Annotated in this window: 11 protein-coding genes, 1 pseudogene and 1 riboswitch; of the genes and pseudogenes, 10 read left to right on the forward strand and 2 right to left on the reverse strand. The window is 44.0% G+C overall.

Annotated features, from left to right (window positions below; genetic code table 11):
* Positions 1 to 231 precede the first annotated feature (231 nt).
* On the forward strand, positions 232 to 1,380 hold the full coding sequence (gene queG, locus CHH58_RS00335; RefSeq protein ID WP_095229693.1) for a tRNA epoxyqueuosine(34) reductase QueG: 1,149 nt from the start codon (positions 232 to 234) through the stop codon (positions 1,378 to 1,380).
* A gap of 206 nt (positions 1,381 to 1,586) precedes the next feature.
* Here queG and nfsA read toward each other — a convergent pair whose 3' ends face one another.
* Positions 1,587 to 2,336 (reverse strand): oxygen-insensitive NADPH nitroreductase, encoded by a 750-nt coding sequence (gene nfsA / locus CHH58_RS00340; protein WP_095233151.1) that lies wholly within the window; start codon positions 2,334 to 2,336, stop codon positions 1,587 to 1,589.
* Positions 2,337 to 2,581: 245 nt separating this feature from the next.
* Between nfsA and CHH58_RS00345 the strand changes: the two genes are divergently transcribed.
* The 5 genes and pseudogenes from CHH58_RS00345 (at position 2,582) to CHH58_RS00365 (ending at position 7,556) form a co-directional block, all read left to right on the forward strand.
* A complete protein-coding gene (locus CHH58_RS00345; RefSeq protein WP_095234652.1) occupies positions 2,582 to 3,433 on the forward strand; it encodes an amidase domain-containing protein in 852 nt (283 codons plus the stop codon).
* Positions 3,434 to 3,488: 55 nt separating this feature from the next.
* Positions 3,489 to 3,962 (forward strand): tRNA (uridine(34)/cytosine(34)/5-carboxymethylaminomethyluridine(34)-2'-O)-methyltransferase TrmL, encoded by a 474-nt coding sequence (gene trmL, locus CHH58_RS00350; protein ID WP_095229697.1) that lies wholly within the window; start codon positions 3,489 to 3,491, stop codon positions 3,960 to 3,962.
* Between the two features lie 163 nt (positions 3,963 to 4,125).
* Positions 4,126 to 4,335: pseudogene (locus CHH58_RS18710) on the forward strand (helix-turn-helix domain-containing protein); the annotation flags it as partial.
* Positions 4,336 to 4,400: 65 nt separating this feature from the next.
* Positions 4,401 to 4,486, forward strand: a riboswitch (cyclic di-GMP riboswitch).
* Positions 4,487 to 4,539: 53 nt separating this feature from the next.
* Positions 4,540 to 5,562 carry an HD-GYP domain-containing protein gene (locus CHH58_RS00360; RefSeq protein ID WP_170937464.1) on the forward strand — a complete coding sequence of 341 codons (1,023 nt, stop codon included), beginning with the start codon at positions 4,540 to 4,542 and terminating at the stop codon, positions 5,560 to 5,562.
* Between the two features lie 98 nt (positions 5,563 to 5,660).
* A complete protein-coding gene (locus CHH58_RS00365; RefSeq protein WP_095219623.1) occupies positions 5,661 to 7,556 on the forward strand; it encodes a PrkA family serine protein kinase in 1,896 nt (631 codons plus the stop codon).
* Between the two features lie 38 nt (positions 7,557 to 7,594).
* Here CHH58_RS00365 and CHH58_RS00370 read toward each other — a convergent pair whose 3' ends face one another.
* Positions 7,595 to 8,365, reverse strand: coding sequence for a sulfite exporter TauE/SafE family protein (locus CHH58_RS00370; protein ID WP_346426076.1), 771 nt, complete (start codon positions 8,363 to 8,365; stop codon positions 7,595 to 7,597).
* 106 nt (positions 8,366 to 8,471) lie between these two features.
* Here CHH58_RS00370 and CHH58_RS00375 point away from each other — a divergent pair, with 106 nt between their 5' ends.
* The 4 genes from CHH58_RS00375 to odhB all read left to right on the forward strand — a co-directional run bounded on the left by CHH58_RS00375 (position 8,472) and on the right by odhB (position 19,703).
* Positions 8,472 to 9,356 (forward strand): LysR family transcriptional regulator, encoded by an 885-nt coding sequence (locus CHH58_RS00375; protein ID WP_095234650.1) that lies wholly within the window; start codon positions 8,472 to 8,474, stop codon positions 9,354 to 9,356.
* Between the two features lie 157 nt (positions 9,357 to 9,513).
* Positions 9,514 to 15,291 carry a lamin tail domain-containing protein gene (locus tag CHH58_RS00380; protein ID WP_095261819.1) on the forward strand — a complete coding sequence of 1,926 codons (5,778 nt, stop codon included), beginning with the start codon at positions 9,514 to 9,516 and terminating at the stop codon, positions 15,289 to 15,291.
* Between the two features lie 306 nt (positions 15,292 to 15,597).
* The gene (locus CHH58_RS00385) at positions 15,598 to 18,444 is read left to right on the forward strand and encodes a 2-oxoglutarate dehydrogenase E1 component (protein WP_095229713.1); all 2,847 of its coding nucleotides are present in this window, start codon (positions 15,598 to 15,600) and stop codon (positions 18,442 to 18,444) included.
* On the forward strand, positions 18,441 to 19,703 hold the full coding sequence (gene odhB / locus CHH58_RS00390) for a 2-oxoglutarate dehydrogenase complex dihydrolipoyllysine-residue succinyltransferase (protein WP_095229715.1): 1,263 nt from the start codon (positions 18,441 to 18,443) through the stop codon (positions 19,701 to 19,703). The genes CHH58_RS00385 and odhB overlap by 4 nt, the downstream gene beginning before the upstream one ends.
* Positions 19,704 to 19,743 lie beyond the last annotated feature (40 nt).

Genomic DNA, 19,743 nt, shown 5'->3' on the forward strand with positions numbered 1-19,743 from the left:
TAAGCTGAGTCGAGAAAAAAATTTGTCGAATTATGTTTAGGATGTTGCGTGCATGTAAAAACCTTGTTATACTACTTAACATACTATTTATAAACCGGGGTAATCATTTCGCTTTTCATGCACTTGTTTGCTACCCCTGAGCCAACGCAGTGTCTCGTTTTAAACGTAACGAGGCATTGCGTTTTTACTATGTATATTATGGAAATAATGATATAGAAAGGAGGCCGTATAATGGATACAGAACAGCTGAAGCAGGAGCTGATTGCCTACAGTAAGAAGATTGGTGTAGATAAAATCAGGTTCACAACGGCGGATGTCTTTCAGGAGCTGAAGGAAAGATTGAAACAGCAGCAAGAGAACAATTATCAGTCAGGTTTTGAGAAAGGTACAATCGAGGAACGGACTGAACCGAAAAAGCTTATGCCTTCTGCTCAATCCATTATCGCAATAGCGCTCGCGTATCCTTCCAGATTGCCGAATGCACCAAAAAGTACGAAGGAAGAACCGCGCGGATTGTTCTGTCGGGCCTCCTGGGGAATGGATTACCATGAAGTGCTGCGCGACCGGATGAATAAACTGACTGCTTTTCTTTCTGAAAGGGTAGAAGGATTCACCTATCGTTCAATGGTTGATACAGGTGAGTTATCTGATCGAGCTGTAGCTGAGCGAGCGGGGATCGGTTTCAGTGCTAAAAACAGTTTTGTGATTACGCCCGAATTCGGATCGTATGTGTATCTTGGTGAAGTGATCACCAACATTCCATTCCTACCGGATGAAGCTGTAGAGGATAGTTGCGGAACATGCACAAAATGCATTGATTCCTGTCCCACAGGGGCCCTTGTCCAAGGCGGACAGCTGAACGCCCAGCGCTGTATTGCCTATCTTACTCAGACGAAAGATTTCCTGCCAGATGAGTTCCGTTCTAAAATCGGAAACCGTATCTATGGCTGTGATACATGCCAGCTTGTTTGTCCAAAGAATAAAGGCATGGATTTCCACCTTCATGAAGAAATGGAGCCAGATCCAGAGGTCGTGAAACCGCTGCTGAAACCGTTACTCAAGATGTCGAATAAAGAATTCAAAGCAAGATTCGGCCTGATCTCAGGTTCTTGGCGAGGAAAGAAACCAATTCAGCGCAATGCAATACTAGCCATTGCACATTATAAGACCACATCAGCTGTGCCGGATTTGATAGAACTGATGGAGCAAGATCCAAGGCCCGTTATTCGCGGTACAGCCGCTTGGGCCATCGGTAAGATTGGGTTGCCAGAAGGTTTTGATGCAGTGAGGAAAGCAATGGATAAAGAACAAGACGAACAAGTACTTGAAGAAATGCGTAAAGGACTGCAGTACGAAGAGGAATATGCAGAAGCACACTGAAAAGGGGCATAAATTAAATGCTCCTTTTTTATTTATCCTAGGTTTGAATGCATCGATTGAATCAATTCGGAATGCATCCAGGGAGCAAGCAGATCTAGTAAATAACTTCAGCCAGCTTATCTACTAATTACATAATAGGCGAAGATACGGAATCATTTTCAAATCAGTCACATCTTCAAAAATAAGGCCGCTGCAGCGGCCTTATTTTAATGCTTTGCCCAACCCTTCTGCGTTATAAAATCCTTCATATATACACGTTTTGGGATGCGGAGCTTATCTGTAGCCTGCTCGGTCCAGGTAGTCTTCATACTGTTTTCGATCCGGTCCACATAATATGACTGGATGGTACGGTCATATTCCTCCAATTGAGCATTCAGCAAGCCTTTATCCACATTATATCTGTTTTCATGATAAACACTTCCGAACGGCAGCCGCGGTTTCTTTTCATTCACTTTTTCGGGATAGCCAACAGCAATCCCGAACAGCGGTAATACTTGAGCAGGGACGCCAAGGCTTGCAGAAACACCGGCCAGATTATTTCGAAGACCGCCTATATAACAAATGCCCAGCCCCATCGATTCTGCTGCAATGGCAAGGTTTTGAGCAGCGAGCGAAGCATCGATTGTACCGATCAGCAAAGCTTCTGTACCTTGAATCGTTTCGGAAATGTCTGCTCGCAAATTGCTTGCCATTTCCTTATGGCGGTAGAAATCAGCACAAAAAACAAAGAAGTGGCCATTGTTCACGACATATTCCTGGCTGCCTGCATAAGTGCTAAGCTCTTTTTTCACTAAAGGATCGCTAACACCGATAATGGAGTACGCCTGGAGGAAGCTCGACGTGGATGCTGCTTGAGCAGCGGAAACGAGTTCCTTAATCTGTTCCTCTGTAAGGCGCTCGGAAGTAAATGATCTTACTGATTTGTGGCTAAGGATAGTTTGCAAAACATCAGACATCGTATTCTCCCCCTTTTTTATAAGGATACACAAATTTGTCACATTTGTAACTAAAAATGTTTGCGCTTTCATAAATAGAATCAGTCAAGCTATTGAAGCATATACTGTCATGATTCTACATACATACAAGTGAGGTGGGAGCATGGAGACATTCATGACTGTTTTATCTGTATTCGTCGTAGGAGGCTTGCTCCTCCTGCGAGGATATGCCATGTCATATCGAAGAAAGAACAGGAGGGATAGAGATGGGGAAGAGTGAACAGCTGGCGGATTATTGGATACAGAAAGTTGACGGGAAGAAAGACGAGAATTGGCTCGTCAAACGGATTGAATCTCATGAAAAAGACGGGGCAAAGGTTGCGCAGGTCCGAGGAGAAGGAACAATACTAAGCGAAGAACACGATGGAGAGGAAGATATCATCACCTATCGCTTGTGCGCAACCTTTCTCGTGCATAAGCAGCATGCAACGTATCATGAAGAAGAAGTGCATACACATATAGCTCGTATGCGTGATGGGCAAATCATTCATGATGAGCGAGTCGAGGACGCTGTTCAGCCGCATGTTCAAGGGCTTGTTGTTTTTGAGAGTAATGATCAGGATTTTGACCGGCAATTCACCTATGACAGACGGGCAGCTGTTCAGTATGCCGAACGATGGTGGAATGATTATAATCCTGCTTACAAGAAATTTGAAGTTGATTGCACAAATTATGTCTCCCAGTGCCTGCGGGCAGGCGGAGCGCCAATGCGGGGAGAACCGGACAGGAATTCAGGATGGTGGTTCAATGGAGAAAACTGGAGCTATAGTTTCACAGTAGCGAATGCTTTACGGTGGTATTTGAGCGGATCGACGCAAGGTTTACGCGGTAAGGAAGTAGCAGATGCGAGACTGCTGAGGCCTGGCGATGTGATTTGTTATGATTTTGAGGGGGACGGGAACTACAATCACAATACGATAGTGGTAGCCCGAAACGCACAGGGTGAGCCATTGGTCAATGCCCACACCGCCAACAGCAGAATGCGTCATTGGGCATACGTTGACTCCCCGGCTTACACAGAGAACGTTGTGTATAAATTTTTCCAGATTGGGCTATGATCTCTGCTATGCTATACTGATAAGGTTGAAAGTTGAAAAGCAGAGGTGAAAGTATATGCCAAGACATATCGTACTATTCCAGCCAGAAATCCCAGCTAATACAGGTAACATTGCTCGTACCTGCCTTGCGACAGATACGGCTTTGCATCTAATTCGTCCGCTTGGTTTCTCGACGGATGACAAAATGCTGAGAAGATCAGGATTGGACTATTGGCATGACGTGGATATTCATTACTACGATAGTATAGAAGAGTTATATGAAAAATTTCCGGAAGGTGTCTTTTATTATATAGAGAACTTCGGTACCAAGCATTATTCAGATTATGATTTCAGCGATACAGATCAAGATCTGCTATTCGTTTTTGGTCGGGAATCGACTGGCATTCCGAAAGATTTACTTGTAGGGAAAGAGGAGCAATGCCTTCGTATTCATATGACAGATAAAGTACGATCTTTGAATCTGTCTAATACAGCAGCAATTATTATCTATGAGGCCCTTCGTCAGCAGCGCTTCGATGGCTTATCCTAAACTGCACTTAGCGTGCAGTTTATTTTTTTATAGTTGTTTAGACATGGATAAAATGAAGTAAATATAGTACTTTCACCTGTTTTATTTGGTAGCATTATACTAATGTCACTTATATCCGGTGGATTTACTGGTGTGGCAAGGTATAATGGAGTCCATGAATAATATGAGAGATTACACGCTATTGCTTCGGGCATTTGGAGATAAGCTTCGATATCTGAGAAAAAAACAGATGCTGACACAGGAAGAATTGGCTGGCATGGCGGGTTTTAATCGATCGTACTACTCCGATGTTGAAAACGGAAAGCGAAATATTTCTTTTGTTGGTATCAGCAAATTGGCGATAGCGCTGAATGTGGAAATGTGTGAGCTGCTGCCGACGAAAGATGAATACCATAAGCTGCTTGATTCGGAAGCAAAAAACAACCAAGAAACAATTACATACATATACGGCAGCACTGTTGAAAGGCAGTTACGCAAAACTTGAGGGGCTAAGGAATACGATTCTATGCCAGCCAGTTGCGAAGATGGATTCTCAGGCTGCCAGACATGGCAGCTTTTTTGAAAAAGGAGAATGAAATTGATTTTAAAACGTAAACGCATCCAAGACATACTACTAGGTGATTATTTGGGCAGTGATATTGTCCTGGCAGACAAAACAAAATTGGATAAAGGGACAGTCGTCACTGCAGCTTTACTGGAACAGCTGAAGCATAACAGAGTGCCTTCGGTCGTCGTTGAAACCGAGGAAGAGGAAACTGCTGATCTATTTAGCAAGACAGATCGCCTCCAGCAGATGATTCAGCAGCTGCTGGAGAAAGAAACTGATCATCAAGCAACATATAAGCGGAGTATGGAAAAGCATTTTTACACAAATTTGTCTTATATCGCTTTCGAGTACCGCTATGGAAAACTACTTTATGAGGAAGAAAGCATTCGTTTCTTGAAGGATTTGTACATCAAAAGCCTGAAGACAATGGGGAGGAGCAGTCTTTGGCATATGCTTGAGCAAAGAGATCCCTATGCTTTTATTCATTCTTTAGATGTTTTTGTAATCGGTACAATGCTCGCTTACCATATGAATGTCGTCCAGTTGGATCTTTGTGCAACAGGGTATTTATTCCACGATATCGGAAAGCTTGAAATTTCTCGCGAAATCCTCGATAAAACATCTACACTGACAAAAGAGGAATATGAAATTGTACAAACGCATACGGTCAAAGGAGAGACACTCCTGCAGCAGACAGGTGAGCCTTTACTAGGTCGCTATGCGCGAAGTCATCACGAACGGCTGAATCGTAAAGGCTATCCAGATGGCGCTTATTTACCAGAACTAGGGATGGATCTGCAGATTTTAGCTGTAGTCGATACGTTTTCAGCTTTGACACTTTCCCGCACCTATCGGGAAGTGCTTCCCGCAGCAGAAGCTATTCAGCTGATGCTGGAGATGTCAGAAGCATATCCGAAGAAGATCGTGAAGAAACTGGCGCAGCTGATGCATATTTTCCCTAATGATAAAAAAACACTTCAGCTTGATGATGTCATGCTGGATAAATATACGAACGAATCGTACATGGAAATTGGATGGAAGCAGAAGCCGTAAGCAGACGCGAAATGGATTTGCTGGCATTATAGCCAAACCCTGGGCATACATTAAGGTAATCGCCTTTTGTTTAACAATGCCTGGGAGGTTAATGAATGATGAATATATTGGATAAGGTACAGCAGTATCGCCAGGAACAAGAGAAGCTCCACTGGGAAGGAACGCTCGCTGATTATCTGCGTTTGTTGAAAGATCGGCCTTATCTTGCTCAATCTGCACATTCCCGTGTATATAACATGATCAAGCATAAAGGCATTGAAGAAGAAGATGGAGTGAAAAACTATAGCTTCTTCAAGGACTCGTTATTCGGTTTGGAAGAACCGCTTGAAAAGCTAGTCGAGGAATACTTCCATCCGGCTGCTCGGAGACTGGATGTACGCAAACGAATTCTCCTGCTCATGGGACCAGTAAGTGGAGGGAAATCCACACTTGTCAGTTTGCTCAAACGCGGGCTGGAGGAATATACCCTGACAGATGAAGGTGCAGTTTATGCCATAAAAGGCTGCCCAATGCATGAGGATCCGCTTCATCTGATTCCGGCACATCTTCGCAAGGATTTCGAAGACGAGTATGGAATCCGGATTGAGGGGAATCTCTCTCCATTAAACGTAATGCGCTTGGAAGAAGAGTATGATGGAAGAATCGAGGATGTTGTTGTTGAACGGATTTTCTTTTCCGAAGATAAACGATCAGGAATTGGTACGTTCAGCCCTTCTGATCCTAAATCTCAGGATATTGCAGATCTGACGGGTTCCATCGATTTCTCCACCATCGCGGAATATGGATCAGAATCGGATCCTAGGGCTTATCGCTTTGACGGAGAACTTAATAAAGCCAATCGCGGCCTGATGGAGTTCCAGGAGATGCTGAAATGCGATGAGAAGTTTCTTTGGCATCTGCTTTCCTTGACGCAGGAAGGCAACTTCAAAGCAGGACGCTTTGCCTTGATCAGTGCGGATGAATTGATTGTGGCACATACGAACGAATCAGAGTATCGTTCATTCATTTCGAATAAGAAGAATGAAGCATTGCATTCCCGGATGATCGTTATGCCGGTTCCTTATAATCTTAAGGTTGATGAAGAAGAGAAAATCTATCAAAAAATGATATCGGAAAGCGATATTAAAGATGTCCATATCGCTCCTCATACACTGAAGATTGCTGCGATGTTCACCATTCTTACGAGATTGAAAGAATCGAACCAAGGCGGCATCAGTTTGCTGAAGAAGATGCATCTCTATAATGGGAGGCAGCTGGAAGGCTTCAGTGACGCAGATATCCAAGAACTTAAAAAAGAACACAGCGATGAAGGGATGAGCGGAATTGATCCGCGCTATGTAATCAACCGAATTTCCAGTACGATCATTAAAAAAGAAATGCGTTCCATTAATGCATTGGACGTACTCCGTTCTTTAAAGGATGGCCTTAGCAGCCATGCATCCATTTCGAAGGAAGACCGGGAGCGCTATTTGAACTACATCGCTGTAGCAAGGAAAGAATATGATGAAATCGCGAAGAAGGAAGTACAGAAAGCATTCGTCTATGCTTATGAAGAATCTGCTAAAACGTTGATGGATAATTATCTAGATAATGTCGAAGCTTATTGCAATAAGACAAAGCTGCATGATCCATTAACAGGGGATGAAATGCCTTCTGATGAAAAGCTTATGCGTTCCATTGAGGAGCAAATTGGGATTTCGGAGAATGCAAAGAAGGCTTTCCGTGAAGAGATCCTTATCCGAATCTCGGCGTATGCACGTAAAGGGAAGAAGTTCGATTATCAATCTCATGAACGGCTGCGGGAAGCAATCCAGAAAAAGCTATTTTCTGATCTGAAGGATGTAGTGAAAATTACAACGTCCATCAAAACTCCAGATGAGCAGCAGTTAAAGAAAATGAATGAAGTAGTCGCAACATTGATTGATGAATATGATTATAATTCCACATCGGCAAACGACCTGCTCCGTTATGTAGGAAGTTTGTTGAACAGATAAAAATAAGCCGCCGGGATCCCGGCGGCTTATTTGTGTGTTTAGGCAGATAATAGTAAAAATCCTGCAAATATCGGAAGCAGTACCATCGCTGTCTTCAAGTAGACAGGACGAACACGTTTTGTGAATTTCGCTCCAACATAAGAACCAATCATCGTTCCTGCAACTACTTCCAGAAGTAATTTGATATCTAGAAAGCCGAGCTGTGCATAGCCGACTCCGCCAGCCAAGGCGATTGGAATGATAATCATCATTGTCGTACCTGCAGATTGCTGCGCAGACAGTCCGAGCAAGATAAGCAGTCCGATTTGGATGAATGGAGCAGAACCAATCCCGAACAATCCGGATAGTGCCCCGGTTAAGATACCGAGCAGTGCAGCTGAAATAAAATAGATAACTTTATTTTGGTAGATGAATGCACTAATTGTATTCCCTTTGTCTGAGGGCTTGCCCATCAGCAAAAGACGAATGCAAAGAACTACGCCAGATAGGACGAGCATTCCAGCCGTAAGATAATTTAGGATATCTTCTGGGATGAATCCAGAAAAATGGGAACTGATGAAAGCGCCAACCGCCCCAAAGATTCCAATGATTAAACCTGCCCGTAATGTCACATTCCCTTCCCGGTAGTGGCTGACTGCACCCGAGAACGAGGAGAATAGCATGGATGCCAGAGCAGTACCTAATGCCACGTGAATCGGGAAACCGAACAGCACTGTCAGAATGCTGATGATGAAACCAGATCCTCCAGCCCCGACAAATCCGACAATAAGACCAGCGGCAATCATAATAAGGATAATTTCAATAGCCATAATAGTTCCCTCATTTCTTGTTGTACTTTTAGTTAACCATACAGAAATGGTATTGTATAATGCATAAATAACATATAAAAGATGCAGAAAAGGTATAGGTGAATTTATGGAGTGGCAGCAGTTAGTTTATTTTAAGGAAGTAGCAGAGCGAGAGCATTATCTTCAGGCAGCAAAGGCTTTGGCTATCTCTCAGCCTGCCTTGAGCCGTTCGATTCAGAAGCTGGAAGAGCAGCTGGGAGTCCCGCTTTTTGAGAAAAGGGGGCGAGGAATTGTTCGGAGCAGTTACGGGGATGCTTTCTATACACATGCCGTCAAAATATTAGAGGAAATGGAGAAGGCAGAAAAGCACATACGGAAGATGAAGGATCCGCAGTATGGGGAAATTACCCTCGGATTTATGAGGTCGCAGGGACTGCAGCATATACCCCGACTGTTAAAACAGTACAGGGAGATTTATCCATCCGTCGAGTTCTCCCTGAACCAAGGCTCGACAGAAGAGCTAATCAATCAGTTAAGAGAAGGTAAGCTTGATTTATGTATCTGTAATATGGACCAGGGAGTGGAAGGCCTAACTTGGCGAAAGCTGTGGACAGATCAGCTTTATGTGTATGTATCAGATACACATCCGCTTGCAAATGAAGAGCAGTTGGCATTACATCAGATAGAAGAAGAGCCCTTCCTGCTTATTCGCCCAGGCTATAGTGCCCGGGTGATGTTTGAACAGATAGTCGAAAAATATGGACTGGAACCGAATGTGGCGTTCGAAAGTGAGGATATGATGACAATTCTGGGATTTGTTGCGGCAGGACAGGGCATTGCGCTGCTTCCATCCTTGGAAACACTTCAAATGTCTCATGTCAGGAGCATTCCTCTCATCGAACCGACAGAAAGGCAAATCGGTGTAGCTTGGCGTGAGGGCAGTGTACGCTCTCCAGCTAGCGACCATTTTATTGAACAGCTTGTCACTTACTCAACAAAACTTGAAGAATAAAGCGGCTTTATGTCGCTTTATTTTTTTCTGGTTAATACTTTAGGATATTTTGTCGAAGCATTATGACAACAATTTACAATCTCTTTATTGGTCCTTAATACATAAATTCTAGAATTAATGCGGGGAGACAATCCCGATAAAAGATAGGGGGAGCTATATGAAGCGTTCATATCGAATGGCTGCTGGTCTTAGCGCATGTTTGCTACTCATGCAGACAGTTGTACCCGCATCCATTCCAGTCGTAAATGCAGAGGAAAAGCTTCGGGAGAACAAGGTTTCTATTACAGAAGTCTATGGCAGCGAGAAACAAGGTGCTGATGGTTTATCTTTTATTGAAATACATAATGGAACAGAGGAAGCGAAATCCTGGAAGGACCTCGGAATCACTTACACAACTGACCAGGAAGAAAAGCTTGTAATCCAAGAGCAAGAGGAGCAAATCCCAGCAGGCGGATATGCAGTACTTGCTTTGAACAATGAGACCACAGTAGAAACTTTCAACAGTCATTTCGGAACTGAATTGACAGATGCAGCATTCACCAACGTAACAGAACCTTACATATTCCAAGACGATGAACAACAGCTTTCCATCACTGATACAACGACTGAGCAGACCTCCGTTTCTGTTTTCCACTTCCAAGATGTGGAACAGGCAGAAAGTATCCACTTTGCAAATGATCAAAAAACACCAACCATTCTGGCAGCACCATCACCAGGATCCGAAAAGATAGAGCAAACTGAACAAGATGAAACGGTGGAAGATTCGCAGCAGGATACCCCAGAGAAAGATGTGAAGGAAGCACCTGCTGCAGAGGAACAAGAGTCGGATCCAGTGTTTGAGTCAGAGACAAAGAATCAGGAACAAGAAGAGCAAGCTGATGCTGCAGACGAGGAGCAGCCAGCTGAAGAGAATAAAGAGCAGTCCGAAAAAGCTGAACAGGAAAAAACAGCAGAAACGGATGAGCCTGTACAGGAGGTCCAACCTGAGCAGCCTGCACTCGTTCACGAAGCAATTACCAATGCTGATAGCAGCGAGGACCTTACCATCCGTGCAGCCATTGAAAACGGGAATGCAGATTCGGCAATCCTCACCTATGTTACTGCTCCTGGGATGAGCGAACAAAAAGTGGATATGACAGACAAAGGTGATGGCAATTGGGAGGCTGTTATTCCAAAAGAAGTGCTATGGAGCCCATCCTTTCAATACAGCATTGATCTGATTAGTGGAGATACGCCTCTGCGTTTTCCTGACAATGGACTTCAAAGCATACAGGTGGCGGTTGCCGAACCTGATTCGCAGACACAGCCTCCAGTCCTTATCACGGAAATCGTTCCAGATAGTGATAATATCAGCAGTGCTGATGCGTATGAGTTCATCGAAGTTTATAACAACTCTGATCAGTCGATGGATTTGCAGGATTACAAACTTTCTTATCAATATCCTGATGGAAGACAGACTGATTGGGATATCGATCGATCTGTCAAGTTGGAACCTAAGGGGAAGGCTGTAATATGGATCAAGAATGGTGCGAACCTATCACTTGAGCTAGCTGATTTTAACAGCCATTATCAAACTGATCTGACAGATGATGAAGTAATTGAAATTCACAATGACGGTATGGCAAATGGATCAGCCCGTACGATTGCGTTCCAGACTGACAGCGGGGCTCAGCTTGCTGCAGCAAGCTACAATGACTCAGAAGGTATCGATGATACGTATCCAAATCAGGGAATCACGTACAAAGCTTCCGGTACCGCACAGATGACAAAGGTAGGATTGCAGCTGAAGGCTTCTCCTGGTGGATTGATTGATGGACAAGTTCCAGCAGAAACCGTCAAGGTCGAAAAAGATGAAACAGCTCCAGAAATTGTTCATGAGCCAGTAAAAACAGTTACCATTCCTGCACCGCTTCAAATTGAAGCTGCAATAAAAGAAGAAAATTTCATCCAGCATGTGACGCTTTACGTAAAAAAAGAGGGCACAGATGAATTCGAGCAATATAGCATGCAGCACACAGGAGAATTGTATAAAGCAGAAATTCCTACTGCTGAGATGGAAGCTGGAACGATGGAATATTATATTGAAACTTCCGATGGGTTCAACAGTTCCAAAACGGATACGTTCAAAGTGGAAGTGAAGAAGCCTGATACTGACTTTACGACTCTTCCTTCTTTATTGGTGACAGAATTAGTCCCTGATTCTTCCAATGTAAATGGGGCGGACGGATATGAGTTTATCGAAGTTTACAACAACACGACAGCTCCTGTCGATATGCAGGATTATGATTTGACGTACATTTACCCGGATACGAGAGTGACCACTTGGAAGCCGGACGAAAGTCCAGTCATACAGCCTGGTGAAACTGCTGTATTTTGGATTATCAATGGTTCCAATAATGATTTGACTGCAGATGATTTCAACAAAAATTACGGTACGAATCTCACCCTTGGCGAAAACTTGTTCAAAGTACAGTCTGGCGGTATGGCTAATGGTGACCAGCGCGGTGTCGGTGTTGCAACTAAGGCTGGAAATGCAATTACAATGGCGACTTATAACGAGATTTCTGGCGTCAAAGATACAGTTGCTAATATGGGAATCAACTTCAAGTATCCGCTTGATGGCTCGACAAATATGTTGAAGCTGAATGCTGGTACGATCCTTGGTACTCCTGGAAGTGTTACGTCTGATCAAGTTCCAGGCGAACCTGTTCAAGTGGAAGAAGATAGCGTGGCACCGAAAGTAACGGATCTGACGGACAAAGATACCATTAATCAAACGGAAGATCTGCAGATTTCTGTTGAAACTTCTGATGATAAAGGTGTCAAACGTGTATCCGTATTCTATCGTACAGATGGCACCAGTGACTTTAAGCGGGTTGATCTAACTAAAAATGAACAGACAGGCTACTATCATCATACGGTTTACACTCCAGAGCTGATTGCGAAGGACTATGTGGAATATTATGTAGCTGCAACAGATGGCTTCAATGAAACGAAAACAGAAACAAAACGAGTAAGTATTGAACGTGATCAAAAAGAGTCCAGTCCGCGTTTGAATGTAGAAGAAGGTCAGCTGATTTCTGGAACTTACAAACTAAAAGCAACTTCTGATACGACAGATCAAGAGACTGCATTACTGATTGACGGAAAAGAAGTCAAGCAGACAGACAAAGCATTGGAAACAGAAGCGTATTTCGCGTTTGATGTGAATGGAATCAATACGTATTTCCAAAATGCAGTTATACAAGATGGGGAAGTGCTGCGTATATTCGATGACTGGATCGATACGTACACGACTATTACTGTTCCAGTTGACCCGGATACGTTGAAGGAAGGACAGAATACAATCAGTATCCATGCCGGAAACAAAGCTTCTCCGTTCCAGTTGGAATCTCCGGAAAATCGGGATGACTTTGATGCGAAGAATGTTCGGCTTGTTTTAGGAGATGGAACTGTCTTGTATGATCCGGCGTTTGCTGATCCAAATCAAGTAATTGATATTGGAGATAACGGTAATTATCGTCCAGTTCAAGACTTTACTTTCACTATCCAGCCGGAGAAGTTCCAGGCAAATGCATATGACTGGGATACGACGGAAACAGCAGATGGTACACACACAATTGAGGCTAAGGATGGAGAAGCATCAGACAAAGTCTCCGTAACAGTCGACAATACAGTTCCTGTCCTTGAAACTTCAATGGAAGATGGAAAATCGTACAAAGGTCCATTCACGATTGAGGCAAGTGCAGAAGATGCTTTAAGCGGTCTCGATAGCCTTACGGCAGAACTGGATGGAGAAGAAATTCAGCTTCCTTATGAGACTTCTTCTGCAGCCTTATCTGCCGGTGCTCATCGGCTTGTATTGCGAGCTGCGGATAAAGCCGGAAATGAAGAAGTTCGTACAATTAAATTCTCCACCCCTGAAGAGCAGCCTGTTGCTCCAGAATTGATCAAGCCGGAAGATGAAGCGGGTAATGTCGGGAAGAATCCGGAGCTTGAAGTAAAAGTGACAGATCCTACCGGAGATGATATGGACGTTACTTTCTATCAAGGACATAAATATAAAGTCAGCCAAGATAGTGAAATCAAAGCTTACAAGAATGCAGCTGATTATGAGCCGCCATCCGACTATGCACCAGAAGGGGAAGAAGCATTCAGCAGCGAAGATATTGATAAGGTTGCGGATGTAGATGACAAGTATTTGATTAACGACAGCGAAACGCAGTTCCCTTACCATCGATTTGAGGTTCCTGTTTCCAAGGATGTTGACGATAAAAATGTCGTCGAAGTCAATTGGAGCGGTAATTCCCTGCCAGGACGCAAGGTTTCCATGTATGCGTGGAGTCACCAAGAAGAAGATTGGCAGCTGATTGATTACAAGGTAGCAGGAGATGAAGACTTCGATTTGCAAGGGTCTGTAAATGTTGATGAGTTTGTAAAAGACTACAAGATCAATGTCCTGATTCAGGATGAGATTGCAATCGAGGATGAAGATTATGATTATTCCTTCGTCTGGATGTCTGATACACAGTATTATTCTGAGAGTTATCCGCATATCTACGATAAACAAGTGAATTGGATAGCGGAAAACAAGGACAAACTCAACATTGATTATGTATTCCATACAGGTGATTTGGTGAACTTCTCAGACCAGGAATACCAATGGGAAGTCGCAGATAAAGCGATGCGGGTGCTAGATGATGCTGGCGTACCTTATGGTGTATTGGCCGGTAACCATGATGTGGAGCAAAAGAGTAATGACTATACAGATTATTACCGTTATTTCGGAGAGGACCGTTTCAAAGATAAACCTTGGTATGGCGGTTCTTATAAGAATAACAGAGGACATTATGATTTGATTTCCTCTAACGGCAATGACTATATTATGGTCTATCTTGGCTGGGGCATCGATGATGAAGGTATTGCATGGGCAGATGAGGTTCTAAAAGCACATCCGGATCGGAAGGCGATTCTGAACTTCCATGAGTATTTGCTGTCATCCGGAAACCGTCACCCAGTGGGTGAAAAGCTATATCAGGAGCTTGTTCTGGATAATGAAAATGTGTTCGCTGTCCTATGCGGTCACTATCATGCTGCAGATATGCTTGTCGATGAAATTGACGACGATGGCGATGGCGTAACCGATCGTAAAGTCTATCAAATGCTTGCCGATTACCAGGCAGGTCCTGAGGGTGGACAAGGCTATATGCGTATCTTGCTCTTTGATGCCGAGACAGATCAAATAAAAGTAAAAACGTATTCTCCATATATGGATGATTACAACTATTACGACGAAGAAGAATTCCCAGGAACAGACGAGTTCTCTATTGGGCTTGAATTGGATGCTCAAAAGAAACGTGTTGCCACTAACTATGTGGAAGTGAATGTTTTCGGTACGAAGGAAATCGGAAAGGCAGAGGATGTTAAAAGTGGAGAAACTGCTTCTGTTACATGGGGTGGATTGACCTCTGACCATGAATATGCCTGGTATACTGTCGCAGAGGATGCGCATGGCGGCAAGACGAAATCCGATCTATGGACATTCACTACTGGCGGGGGAGCTCCTGTCCCTGGAGACAATGGCAACGAACCGCCTGCTGAGAATCCGTCAGGAGATAATGGAGCCGGCGGTGAGCAAGAGGATCCGATAATCGGTGGAGGAAAGAATCCACCGGCTGATTCCGGAGAAAAACCTGACGGCAACAATCAAAATGGAAATACGAATATTCCAGTGAATCAAACACAACCATCGGGTGACAATACAGCGAAGACTGTATCGCATGTACCAGGGGATTCTAAAAAAACGACACCATTCGGCGGAATTCTCCCTGATACAGCAAGTCAGCTATTCAATTACCTTTTGGCTGGCGCTGTACTGCTAGTAGTAGGCGGTACATTGTATTGGTTTAATAAAAGAAGAACAGCAGACAAATAAAGATGGGGGATAATTGGAAAATAACTTTCCGATTATCCTTTTTTTAACTTAAAAAAGCAATGATTTTTTCTTGCTGAAACAAAAATGTAAAAACGCTTTCAAAATGATGATATTTATGAAATGTCATTATATAAACCCTTATATATCAATAAAGAAAGCGTTTTAAAAAAATTCTTGTTTTAGTTGTAAGTTTTGTCTCGTTACGGTATATTGGGAGTGTGAAAACGTATTAAGCTACTTAAAATAATTTCCAATTTTAATCCTTTACTATTTTAAAAAAAGTTACTTCTATTGGGGGGAACAGTCGTGGGACAAAAGGAATCTAGCGAAAGATTCTGGGAGAACTTCCATGGACCGAATATGGGTTATGTGGAAGAGCAATACGACAAATACAGGCAAGATCCGGAATCAGTGGAAGCATCATTAAAGGAACTTTTCGATACGCATGGAGAGCCAAGGGTAATGCAGCGTCAAGGGGAAGACGCTCCATCAACAGGAATGTCCGAAGCCTCTATTAAGAAAATTACGGCAGCGATTCAGCTTGTAGAAGCAATTCGCCGTTATGGACATTTGGAAGCAGATATTTATCCAGTAGGCGGAGAGCATGCGGAAACTACGGTGCTGACCAAAATGGAGGATTATCAGCTGAATGAATCCGACTTGCGGGATATACCGGCAAGCTTTGTGTGGGAAGACGCTCCGAATAATGTACATACGGCCCTAGATGCCGTGCAGTTATTGAAGGAAAGGTATGCAGGCACTACTTCCTTCGAGTATGATCATGTTGGCAATCATGAAGAGCGAAAATGGCTACAAGACCAAATAGAGACAGCATCCTATATTCCTGGGTGGAGTGAGTCTGATAAAAAGGAAATTTTGAAACGGCTTACAGATGTAGAAGGTTTTGAATCTTTCTTAGCTCGTACATTCGTCGGTCAGAAGCGTTTCTCCATCGAAGGTCTCGAAGCGATGGTTCCGATGTTGGATTCTATCATTAAAGAAGCGTGCCTGGCTGATACAGCTGAAGTGATGCTTGGTATGGCACATAGAGGTAGGCTATCTGTACTGGCACATGTATTAGGCAAACCTTTCGATCTTATCTTCTCTGAATTCAATCATACGGGTGAGAAAGAATTGCTTCCTTCAGAAGGATCAGGAGGGCTGCATGGCGGCTGGACTGGTGATGTGAAGTACCATTTCGGAGCTGTAGCAGAACATCATGAAGGGCAAGAGAAGCATACAACCATCACATTGGCCAACAACCCGTCCCACTTGGAATTTGTGAATCCGATCGTAGAGGGATTTACAAGAGCGGCGCAGGATAATACCTCACAAGCAGGGTATCCGGATCAAGACCCATCAAAAGCGCTTAGTATCCTAATCCATGGAGATGCTGCCTTTATCGGGGAAGGAGTTGTAGCTGAAACACTTAACCTAGGTGATTTACCGGGTTATTCGACTGCTGGTTCGGTTCATATTATCGCAAACAACCAGGTCGGCTTTACAACGAATCGCCGGGATGGACGTTCTACCCGATACGCAAGTGATTTAGCAAAAGGTTTCGAAATTCCAATTGTTCATGTGAACGCTGATGACCCGCTTGCATGCGTGGCAGCAGCATTGCTTGCTTTCCGTTACCGCCAGCGTTTCCATAAGAGTATCTTGATTGATCTTGTCGGCTACCGCCGATATGGACATAACGAGATGGATGAACCACGTTCGACACAGCCGATCCTTTATCAGGATATCGATGCACATGATACGGTAGCGAAAATCTTCTCTGTGAAACTGGAAGAAGAAAAAGTCATCACAGGGCAAGAAGGCTACGACTCTCTTAGTGCGCAAGTCGGTGAACATCTGAAGGATATCTTCCAAAATATGAAGGAAGAAGATGTGAAGGAAAAGCTGCCGAAACCAGAACCGGAAGCTTTGAAATGTGATCTGCCCAATATCAAAACTAGTGTCCCAGCAGATACACTGTTCTCCCTTAATAGACAGCTTCAGAAAAGGCCGGAAGGATTCCAAGTCTTTAAGAAGTTAATCAAGATTATTTCGAAACGGCACCAGGCTTTCGAAGAAGAAGGCAAAGCAGACTGGGCTGTCGGTGAGATTCTGGCTTATGCCAGCATCTTGCAGGAAGGCACGCCAATACGTCTGACGGGTCAGGATTCAGAACGAGGCACATTTGCCCATCGACATGCCGTGCTGCATGACGTCGAAACAGACGCGACGTATTCACCTCTGCATGGATTAGATGAAGCAAAATCATTTGCTCTTCATAATAGTCCGCTATCAGAAGCTGGTGTTATCGGCTTCGAGTATGGTTATAGTGTACACAATCCAAATGCTTTCGTACTTTGGGAAGCGCAATTCGGTGACTTTGCTAATACAGGACAGGTTCTTTTCGATCAGTTTATTGCAGCTGGCCGTGCTAAATGGGGTGAAAAGTCCAATATGGCTATGCTGCTGCCGCATGGATATGAAGGACAAGGACCGGAGCATTCAAGCGGTCGGGTTGAAAGGTTCCTTCAGCTTGCAGCAGAAAATAATTTGATTATCGCGAATGTGACAAGTTCCGCCCAGCTATTTCACCTGCTGCGCAGACAAGCGAAACTCGGTGGAAGGGAAGAGGCAAGACCTCTTGTACTCATGACGCCGAAAAGCTTAATGCGAAGTGCTCGTCTGGCAAGTAAGCTGGAAGAATTCACAGAAGGAAGCTTCTCGTCTCTGCGTGTTCAGCCAAACAACGAGGCGACATCTGACACCGCTAAAACACTCGTATTAGGAAGCGGGAAAGTGATGGTGGATCTGGAAGAAGCAATGGAAAAAGAAGCGGGTGCATTTGAAGAACTTCATATCGTCCGTCTGGAGCAGCTTTATCCATTCCCTGCCCAGAAAATCAAGCAAATCCTAGAAGACTACCCTTCTATTAGTGAAGTGAGATGGGTGCAGGAAGAACCACGTAATATGGGAGCCTGGACATTTGTCCGTGACAGAATTGAAGCAATTCTTTCAGAAGATCAGACACTTGAATATATTGGCCGTCCGGATCGTGCATCACCTGCAGTAGGAAAGCCTGCTGTCCATAAAACAGAACAGAAGCAGATCATCAACCAAGCCTTAAAGCTGTCCAAGGGAGGAGTTAGCGTATGAAGGAACTAAAAGTACCAGAGCTGGCAGAATCAATTACAGAGGGAACAATCTCCGAGTGGTTAGTCAATCCAGGTGACCATGTTGAGAAAGGAGATCCTGTTCTCGAATTGGAAACAGATAAGGTAAATGTGGAAGTGAATGCGGAATATAGCGGTGTCGTGAAAGAACTGTTAAAGGAAGCTGGCGATGATGTGGAAGTAGGCGATATCATTGCTACTGTTGACGAGAATGGGGAAGCAGGGGGCGAAGCGGATACATCTGCAGCCGAAGAGACGAAAGCAGAAGCGGCAGCTGTAGCAGAAGCTCCGGCTGAGGAGAAGAAGAAAGAGACAAAAGTCGAAGCAGCTGAACCTGCTGCAGCTAAAAATACGCTAGCAACTCCTGCAGCTCGTAAACGTGCTCGTGAACTAGGTATCAGCCTAGATGAAATCTCAGCACGAGATCCTTTTGGCAGAGTTCGACCAGAAGATGTCGAGCAAGCAGCGAAACCGAAAGAAAAGCCTGCCAAACAGGCCAAAGATGATAAATCGAAGCAATCGGCAAAGACAGAATTTGAAAAACCAGTCGAGCGCGTAAAAATGACTCGCCGTCGTCAGACAATTGCTAAGAGGCTGGTGGAAGCGCAGCACACATCTGCAATGCTTACCACTTTCAACGAAGTCGACATGACAGCAGTCATGCAGCTTCGCAGTGAACGGAAGGATAAATTCCTTGAAAAACATGATGTGAAGCTTGGATTTATGTCCTTCTTCACGAAAGCAGTTGTCGGTGCATTGAAGGAATTCCCTTACATCAATGCAGAAATTCAGGATACTGAAATTGTTCTGAAGAAATTCTACGATGTTGGTATTGCTGTATCGACCGATGATGGACTAGTCGTTCCAGTCGTCCGCGATGCTGATCGACTCGACTTTGCTGGTATTGAAAGTGAGATATCCCGTTTAGGCAAGAAAGCTCGTAACAAAGAGCTTAGCTTGGATGAATTGAACGGAGGTTCATTCACCATCACAAATGGCGGTATCTTCGGTTCACTCGTTTCCACACCGATTCTGAACACACCGCAAGTTGGTATCCTGGGAATGCATACGATCCAGAAACGTCCGATTGCCATGCCGGATGATACAATTCAGATTCGTCCGATGATGTACCTTGCATTGTCTTACGATCACCGTATTGTAGATGGAAAAGATGCGGTCCAGTTCCTTGTACGTATCAAGCAATTGCTTGAAGATCCGTACGATCTCCTTTTGGAAGGTTAAGCCATACGAACCGCCCTCTTATGAGGGTGGTTTTTTTACG

Source organism: Terribacillus saccharophilus, from assembly GCF_002272745.1.
Lineage (GTDB): Bacteria > Bacillota > Bacilli > Bacillales > Amphibacillaceae > Terribacillus > Terribacillus saccharophilus_B.

Bases quoted from the DNA above. Each gene is read 5' to 3' on its own strand.
- CHH58_RS00370 (WP_346426076.1), bottom strand. From the start codon at position 8,365: ATGGCTATTGAAATTATCCTTATTATGATTGCCGCTGGTCTTATTGTC.
- CHH58_RS00365 (WP_095219623.1), top strand. From the start codon at position 5,661: ATGAATATATTGGATAAGGTACAGCAGTATCGCCAGGAACAAGAGAAG.
- CHH58_RS00345 (WP_095234652.1), top strand. From the start codon at position 2,582: ATGGGGAAGAGTGAACAGCTGGCGGATTATTGGATACAGAAAGTTGAC.
- odhB (WP_095229715.1), top strand. From the start codon at position 18,441: ATGAAGGAACTAAAAGTACCAGAGCTGGCAGAATCAATTACAGAGGGA.
- CHH58_RS00375 (WP_095234650.1), top strand. From the start codon at position 8,472: ATGGAGTGGCAGCAGTTAGTTTATTTTAAGGAAGTAGCAGAGCGAGAG.
- CHH58_RS00380 (WP_095261819.1), top strand. From the start codon at position 9,514: ATGAAGCGTTCATATCGAATGGCTGCTGGTCTTAGCGCATGTTTGCTA.
- trmL (WP_095229697.1), top strand. From the start codon at position 3,489: ATGCCAAGACATATCGTACTATTCCAGCCAGAAATCCCAGCTAATACA.
- nfsA (WP_095233151.1), bottom strand. From the start codon at position 2,336: ATGTCTGATGTTTTGCAAACTATCCTTAGCCACAAATCAGTAAGATCA.
- queG (WP_095229693.1), top strand. From the start codon at position 232: ATGGATACAGAACAGCTGAAGCAGGAGCTGATTGCCTACAGTAAGAAG.